The 7,792-nt window shown below is 63.4% G+C and carries 8 protein-coding genes and 1 pseudogene; all 9 read right to left on the reverse strand.

The genetic code is table 11. The annotated features are described in order from the left end of the window. Nucleotides 1–3: 3 nt before the first annotated feature. The gene (locus GHK62_RS04785) at nt 4–957 is read right to left on the reverse strand and encodes a type II secretion system F family protein (RefSeq protein ID WP_153437184.1); all 954 of its coding nucleotides are present in this window, start codon (nt 955–957) and stop codon (nt 4–6) included. Further along, complete coding sequence (locus tag GHK62_RS04790; RefSeq protein ID WP_153437185.1) at nt 954–2,408, reverse strand: TadA family conjugal transfer-associated ATPase; 1,455 nt, start codon at nt 2,406–2,408, stop codon at nt 954–956. The genes GHK62_RS04785 and GHK62_RS04790 overlap by 4 nt, the downstream gene beginning before the upstream one ends. Before the next feature lie 20 nt (nt 2,409–2,428). Further along, a complete protein-coding gene (locus tag GHK62_RS04795) occupies nt 2,429–3,031 on the reverse strand; it encodes a L,D-transpeptidase (protein ID WP_153437186.1) in 603 nt (200 codons plus the stop codon). Further along, on the reverse strand, nt 3,028–4,170 hold the full coding sequence (locus tag GHK62_RS04800) for a pilus assembly protein (RefSeq protein WP_153437187.1): 1,143 nt from the start codon (nt 4,168–4,170) through the stop codon (nt 3,028–3,030). The genes GHK62_RS04795 and GHK62_RS04800 overlap by 4 nt, the downstream gene beginning before the upstream one ends. A gap of 27 nt (nt 4,171–4,197) precedes the next feature. Continuing rightward, complete coding sequence (locus GHK62_RS04805) at nt 4,198–4,818, reverse strand: TadE/TadG family type IV pilus assembly protein (protein ID WP_153437188.1); 621 nt, start codon at nt 4,816–4,818, stop codon at nt 4,198–4,200. Next, nucleotides 4,812–5,294: a TadE/TadG family type IV pilus assembly protein gene (locus GHK62_RS04810; RefSeq protein ID WP_153437189.1), complete on the reverse strand. Its 483-nt coding sequence runs from the start codon at nt 5,292–5,294 to the stop codon at nt 4,812–4,814. The genes GHK62_RS04805 and GHK62_RS04810 overlap by 7 nt, the downstream gene beginning before the upstream one ends. After that, nucleotides 5,291–6,895, reverse strand: a complete 1,605-nt coding sequence (locus GHK62_RS04815) for a TadE/TadG family type IV pilus assembly protein (protein WP_153437190.1) — start codon at nt 6,893–6,895, stop codon at nt 5,291–5,293. Before GHK62_RS04815 ends, GHK62_RS04810 begins: the two co-directional genes overlap by 4 nt. Before the next feature lie 89 nt (nt 6,896–6,984). Next, the gene (locus tag GHK62_RS04820; protein WP_153437191.1) at nt 6,985–7,341 is read right to left on the reverse strand and encodes a pilus assembly protein; all 357 of its coding nucleotides are present in this window, start codon (nt 7,339–7,341) and stop codon (nt 6,985–6,987) included. Next, a pseudogene (locus tag GHK62_RS04825) lies at nt 7,307–7,792 on the reverse strand (type II and III secretion system protein family protein); the annotation flags it as partial. The pseudogene GHK62_RS04825 and the gene GHK62_RS04820, both read right to left, overlap by 35 nt.

Genomic DNA, 7,792 nt, shown 5'->3' on the forward strand with positions numbered 1-7,792 from the left:
GCCTCAGTACTCGAAGTTGACCATCTTGTAGAGAATGACATTGCCGATCGCCATGATGACAAGCAGCACGGTGACGACGATCGACCCGTAGCCGCTGTCCCAGACAGGATCGAAATAGCTCGGCGAGAGCGCCTTGATCATGGCGTAGAGCAGGAACGGATAGAGCGACATGAAGATCGCGGTGATCCGCCCTTCCGACGAGATCGCCTTGACCTTGGCCTTCAGCATCGACCGGTCGCGCAAGGTCTTCGAAAGGTTCTGCAGGATTTCGACTAGATTGCCGCCGGTTCCGGCCTGCACGCTGAGCGAGATCGCCAAAAGGTTCAGGTCCTCGACACCGACACGGTCGGAGAGATTGACGAGCGCATCGTCAAGCGTCACGCCATAGGTCAGCTCGTCCGACAGAAGGCCAAACTCGCTGCCGACCGGATCGGGCATTTCACGCGCAACGAGGGCGATCGCCGCCGGCAGCGGATGCCCGGCCGCAAGGCTTCGGTTGGCCACGTCGAGCGCCTCGGGAAGCTTTTCCGTAAATTTGCGCATGCGGCTCGCCCGTGCCCGCCAGACGACAAGTACGGGAATAAGGAATGAGACCGCGAGAAAGACCGGGATCCGGACCAGGTTGCTCGGCACGAGGAACTGGACAACCAGCCAGACGAGGATCGCGCCGGCGATCGTATAGAGCGCAAACCGCTTGGCATCGAACTTGATGCCGGACTGGGTGTAGAGCTGCCTCAGCCGCTGCATTACGGGAAGCGATCGCCAGTTCTCACCGGCACCGCGCTCCTTCAGCATGTCTCGGTAGGCCTTGCCGTGATCCTCACTCCCATCGAGCAGGCTCAGGCGACGGTTCACCGCCTTGTGGCGTTCGGATGTCCGGAAATAGCCGCGCAGAAGGGCTTCGGCGGAGATCAGCGCCGCGATGAACACGGCGGCGTAAAGCAGGACGAGCGTCATGACTGGGCGGGCCCCGTTTGCAATGGTCTGCCGGGCTCGAAGATCGCTGCGGGCACTGCAATCCCGACTTCGGCGAATTCCTCGATGAAGCGCGGGCGCAGGCCCGTTGCGCGGAATTCGCCCTGGATGCGGCCGTCCTCTCCCGTCCCGGTTTTCTTGAAGCGCATGATTTCCTGCATCTGGACGACGTCGCCCTCCATGCCGGTGATCTCGGAAATCGAGACGATCCTGCGGCTGCCGTCGCTCAGACGCTGCACCTGAACGATGAGTGTGATGGCGGAGGCGATCTGCGAGCGGATGCTGAGCTGCGACATCGGCATGCCGGCCATGCCGACCATCTGTTCCAGTCGCCCGACGGCATCGCGCGGGGTGTTGGCATGGATGGTCGTCATCGATCCTTCGTGGCCGGTGTTCATCGCTTGCAGCATGTCAAACGCTTCCTCGCCGCGCACTTCGCCGACGATGATGCGGTCGGGCCGCATGCGCAGTGCGTTTTTCAGGAGCTCGCGCTGACGAACCTCGTTGCGGCCGTCAAGCGTCGGCGGCCGGGTTTCCATCCGGCCGACATGCGGCTGCTGGAGCTGCAGTTCGGCCGCATCCTCGATGGTGATCAGACGCTCGGCCGGCGAAATCTGCGACGAAAGAGCATTGAGCAGCGTCGTCTTGCCCGAACCGGTGCCGCCCGAAATGATCATCGACACCTTGCCCTTGACCGCAGCGCTCAGGAGGATGCGCATGGCGTTCGCCATTGCGCCGTTTTCGACGAGGCGCTCCAGCGTCAGCGGCTTGCGGGTGAACTTGCGGATCGAAACCAGCGGGCCGTCGACCGAGATCGGCCGGATCGCCACGTTGACACGCGATCCATCCTTGAGGCGGGCATCGACCATCGGCGTCGATTCATCGACACGGCGGCCGACAGCCGAGACGATCTTGTTGATCACCCGCAGCAGGTGATCCTCGTCCTTGAAGCGGACCGCGGTGTTCTCGAGCCTGCCGCGACGCTCCACATATACGCTCTTGTGGCCGTTGATCAGGATGTCGGCGATGGTCTCGTCGGCGAGCAGCGGCTCGATCGGCCCGAGGCCGAGCATCTCGTCGGTGATGTCGCGGATCAGGTCATTGATCTCCACGGCGTTCAGAGGAAAATTGTTGCGCCGGATATAGTCCTTGACGAGCGGCCTGATCTCGGTGGCGATCTCTTCGTTGTCGAGCGTGTCGAGGATACCGAGATTGATCCGGTCGAGCAGATAGCGGTGCAGGTTGACGCGTTCGGCCACCATGTCCCGGCCGAGCGATGCATCCTCGGTCACGGCATCCGCCGCTGCCGCCTGAGGCGCCGGGGCAGCCGTGTTCGCGGCCGGGCCGGCGGGAAGGACATCGGCGCTTTTCGGCTCGTCGCGCTCCTCCGGCTGCGGCTGCTTGTAGAAACGTCCCATGAACCCGGTTGCCATCAGCCTTTCACTCCGTTCGACTATTTCACGATCACCGTGGTTCCGACTTTCACCCGGTCATAGAGATCGATGACGTCGGCATTGCTCATGCGGAAGCATCCGGAGGACGCAAAATCGCCGACCGTTGACTGCTCGTTGGTCCCGTGAATGCGATAGAGCGTGTCGGCCTTTCCCCGGTAGAGATAGATCCCGCGCGCGCCCATCGGATTGAGCGGGCCGGCCGGCACGAGTTCGGGTAGCCCTGCCACCCTCGCCTTCATCTCGGCTGGCGGACGCCAGTCGGGCCATTCGGCCTTTCGGCCGACCTTCACGACGCCGCTCCAGCGGAAGCCGTCGCGGCCGACGCCGATCCTGTAGCGGATCGCACGGTTGCCGGAGACGACGAGATCGAGCGTGCGGTTGTCGCTGACGATGACGATCGTCCCGGCCGGGTATTTCTGCTCCGCGGTCACCACGGTGCCGGTTGCCGGTCCCAGGCTTCGCGGCACGAGGCCGGTCGCCAGAACCGTGGCCGGGGAGGCGATAAGCGCGAGCGCGGCTGCCACGAAGATCGCCCGCAGAGGCGCTCCGGCCGACCGTTGCTCCGGCGTTTGTGCGCTGGTCGCCCGGATGCGTACGATCATCGGACAAGCGCTCCGAGCTTGCTGACAGCCTTGCAGAAACCGGAGCGCGCGTTCACCTCGAAGGGCAGCACGCCGCGGTTCAGCGCTTCGCTCAGCGTGTCCCAGTCATAGGCAACGATGTGCGCGCGCGTGTCCTTGAAGACCTTGTCCACCTGCTGCCGGCGCACGCCAAGGCTGAAGAGCTTGGTGCGGTATTTGTTGATAACGACGAAGATCGAGTCCGCATTGCCGCGCAGCCGCACGAGGTTGAGGAAGAGGTCCTTCGCCTGGTGGAGTGCCGGGATCGTCATTTCGGTCACGATGTAGACGCTGTTGACGGACGAAAGCACGTCGCTTTTCCACGGCGTCTCGTAATGCGGCATGTCGATGACCGTGTGGTCGCTCTCGAAAGCCGCGACGTCCAGCATGCGCAACACCAGTTCGGCCCCCTTAGCCGCGAGCAGCACCGAGGGCTGCTTGAACGACAGCAGGGAAAAGCCGCCCGAGTGACGCTTGCGCACCAGGTCTATGAATTCGAGATCGACGCGCGACGGATTGGCGATGACGGGCTTCAGGTCGTAATCGCTGACAAGGTTGAGATAATAGCCGAGCGACCCGGAGGAAAAGTCCATGTCGAACAGGTCGACGCGCGGCGTGGCATTTTTCATGGGCTGCGCCAGCGCATGGGCGAGCGACGACGAAATGACGCTGGCGCCCGCGCCGCCGACGGCGGAGACGACCGCGTGAACCCGGCTGTCGGACGCCCCGCTTCCCGGCGCATGCGTCGAGATCATGTCGATCAGCGACCGGCGCTCCAGCGGCTTCTTGAGCCAATCGTTGCCGTTCAGCCGGAAGAGCAGCCGCAGCATTTCGTTCGGCAGATCTTCCGAGACGACGACGAGCGGAATGTCGCGATGGCGTCCGCGGAAGGCAAAGAACTCCGGGCGGTTCAGCATTTCGCCGTTGTCGACATCGAGCACGATCAGATTGAACTGCGTCGGATCGAACCACGCGGAGTCACCCAGCGCCTTCAGCGCCATATGGCGCACCTCGTAACGCGACAGCGAACCGAACGTGTCGAGCATGAAGCTCGCAGCCGCCGCGTCGTCGGAAAGGACAAGGATCTTGGTGGATGCCACGAAGTTCATATGAGCTGTCATCTCGCTTTCCCACGCACTATCAAGGGTTCAGCAGGTTGAGCACGTCTTCAGGTCTTCCGTCGTTATCGTCACCGGATGGGCTGGTATGGTGATATCGTCGAGCCCGAGCAGGGCGCCGAGCACGGGCAGGTCGAAGGTGATGTCGCGGACTTCCATACGCATGGTCAGCACCGCCCCCTCGGGCCGCCCCCAATAGCCGAGGCCTGAGCGCTGATAGGTGACCACCAGATTCTCCGGCTGGATGCGCCAGTTGAGATCGCAGATGCCCGGACGCGGGTCGCCCGCCGCGCAGTCGCCGTCGCTGCCGGTAACGATCCGGCTCAGCTCGGCGCTGCAGTTCGCAAGAGCCGGGCCGCAAGTGGAAGAGATCGTCGCATCGTTGGGCGTTGCCGTGCCGTTGTTCACCGGGTCGGCTGCTTCCACCGGAAACGCTGCGTCGAAATCGCTGGTCAGCGGATCGGAAACAGCCGCCAGTCTCGCGCCATATTGCAGCGCCTTCACCGTCTGGTTCCATTGCGACATGGCATAGCCGAACTCGACGAAGGCCGCGAAGACCAGAAGCACGATGGGAAAGGTGATCAGCGCCTCGGAGAGCGCGATGCCGCTCTCGTCCTGGCGGAAGGGTGCACGCGGTAGAAAAGTCACCATCCCATGTACCTCTCTTCGTGCGAGGCGCTGATTGTGATGGTATCGATGCCGAGCCAGGCAAAGAATGGAGAGGCTTCGTAGAGATGCGCCGTCTCGATGGTAAACGTCCCGTCGGCGCCGACCGCATTGACCGTGATGTCGGCAAGATTGGGCCCCCAGCCGGGCACACGCAGCGTCGCGTTCACCGCTGGGCTCTGCGTGCCGTAGAAGGCGATCAGTTTCGCGGTCGCCTGCGAGCAGGTCGATGTGTAGGTCGGAGACGTCGGCCGGCAGCGCGAGAGATAGCGCCCGGCGTCGCGTAGGCCCGCATCGATCTGCATCCGCTCCCAAAAGATGTTGCCGAACTCGAGAATACCGGCCGCAAAGAACGTCACGAACGGAACCGCGATCAACGCCTCGGCCAGCACCGCCCCTTCGTCCCTCGACCAGAAGGAGAAACGGAAGCGGCGACGAATGAAAGCCCCAAGCGCGATCATCGGACCAACTCCGCCTCTTCACGCAGGAACTCATCGAGCGTGCCGCGACCGCCCTTGCCGGTGATGTCGATCATTTCCAGCGACAGATAGCGCTGGCCACCATCCTTGATCGCGGGCTTGGTCAGGAACATGCGGGCGAAGGCGACGGCCTGCGTCTCCTTGTGGCCGTTCAGGTGGCCGACGGCATTTTCGTAACCGCAGTTGACGATAGCGGCGAAAATCTCGCGGCGATCGCCATAGTCGCCACTCGTATAGTTTGAAAGGTCTGGCCCGGTATAGCATTGGCCACCTGTCAAAGGCGCGCCCGTCTCGCCATTTGCCGACGCGTGATTGATGAGAGTGGAATTGTTGAGCTCGTAACGATAGACGTCATAGGCCGATGGCTGCGACGGCGAGCCGGTGGATGACGGGTAGCTGGAATAGTTGCTCAGGATCGTCCCGACCGAGGGAGCGGCGGTCCCCTGGGCCACGTTCCAATAGGTCCCGTACTGCCAATTGTTGCCGCTGCTGATCTTGCCGCCGGCAAGCGATGTCATGGACGCTCCGTAGCCGAGCGGCACGGCCCGGGTAGTGTCGCCGACGGTGCTCCCGGCCATGACCGGGTTGTAGTCGCCGCAGATCTTGTTGGCGCCGCCCGTTTGCGTCTGGGCGGAGCGCACGTTGCGTGCCGGCCTGTAGCGGCCGTTGTCATGCGCACTCCCGAATGACCCCGAATAGAAGCCGAAGCGCGTATTGAGCCCCGCCTCGACCGGCCCGGCCATTGCACCGGTCTTCGTCTCCAGCGCGTGTTGCTTGTAGCACACGCCCGGCGAACCCGTGGCCAGCGCTTCAGCCAGCACGTTCGCGCCATTGCCGTAGGTCCCCAGAAACCCGAAGTTTCCGGGTCCCGGCGCGGACGAGGACGTGCTGTGTAGTTCGATCTGCCGCCCATAAAGATTACCGGTCGCGAAATTCGTGTGCAGCGCCTCGATCGCCTGTTCGTTTGCGGCAGCGCTGGTGTTACCGGGCGGCTCGAACGGATTGCAGATATAGATCGGCGTCACGTCACAGGCGCTCGCCCGATAGACCGCAACAGCCTCGGCGGAAACATTGATCGTGTCGCGATTGAAGCCGACCGGAAGCGGGAAGATCGTCGTCATCGCCTGGTCCTTGGCGACAACCCGGGCGTAGGATGCCTCGCTCGCTGTCGTCGCGACCATGGCTGCGGTGATCACATCGTCGTCACTCGCCGGAATTTCCTTCAGGTACGTGACGGTAACCGTGCTCGCGGCATCATCATCCGCATCATAGGCAACGGTGATGTAGGAGCCGAGCGACATCCCCGTCCCACCGCCGCCGAAGGTAGCGCCGTTGGCGAGCGCTTCGATTGCCGCGTCGGCTCGGGTGATCGCGTCGTCGCGGCCGTCGAGTTCGCGGGCGCCCGCGAGCGCCATGGCATCGACGGCGTTCTGGAGGTCGGTATGCAGATTGTTGCCGCGCCCGACATCGATGACGAGCAGGGAAAAGCCGAGCAGCAGCGGCATGGAAATCAGCGTCAGGGCAATGACGTAGCCACGACGATCGTCCCAGAAGCTTTTGATAGCCTTACGCAACATTGGCATGCCCCCCGGATCGCGGCGGTGCCTCCGCCGTGTGTGCTGTTACATTCCCTTCCGGCGCCCCCGCCGTTCACTCTGTCTTGCGGCCACCGTCAGTATCCCCCGCCGTTGCCGCCATTGTTGCCGCCGCCCGTGCCGGGCGGCATCGTGGCCCCCGGCAGGATCACAGCCGTGGGCGTCGGCGCGGCGCCGCCGTTACCGCCGCCCTGATAGTTGCGGATGACCCGGTTGATCACCTTGCCGTCACTGGCAATGCGCGTGTTCTGCGCCACCCGCGGGAAAGGTTCCTGCGTGTGGATGCCCTTGTTGGCTTCCACCGCGTTGCCAAGCCCGAAGGTGATCGTGTCGCGGTGATTGAGGTAGTCGGCACAGCCGGAAACGAGACTCGCGGCGGCGATGACCAGCAGTGCGCGCTTACTTTTTCGCAACGGCAAGTTGGCCTCCCACATCAAGATCGAGACGGTGCCCGTAGGGCCCCTTGACGCCTTCTCCACTCCTGAAGCGCCGCAGCATGTCCTTGTCGACCTCCAGTATGCCGAGGGCAAAAAGCTCCCAGTCGTTCGACGAGCGCGTCTGGTCGAGCGGGCTATAGAGGTCCTCGCCGGGCGCGGACGGCCGCACGATGTGCGGCGTGACGATGATGACGAGATCGGACTCCCGCTTCAGGAAGCTCGTCGAGCGGAACAGCGCGCCGATCACCGGAACCTGCGACACCCACGGCAATTGTTGAACGTCCTTGGCATTGATCGACTGCAGCAACCCGGCCATGGCGAAGCTCTGGCCGTCGCGCAGCGCCACCGTTGTCTTCGCCGCGCGCGAGATGAAGCCGGGATTGCCGTTGACGTTGATCGAGGTGTCGAGCTCGGAGACTTCCGGCTCGATCTTGAGACTGATGAGCCC

It is taken from the genome of Sinorhizobium terangae, from assembly GCF_009601505.1.
Lineage (GTDB): Bacteria > Pseudomonadota > Alphaproteobacteria > Rhizobiales > Rhizobiaceae > Sinorhizobium > Sinorhizobium terangae.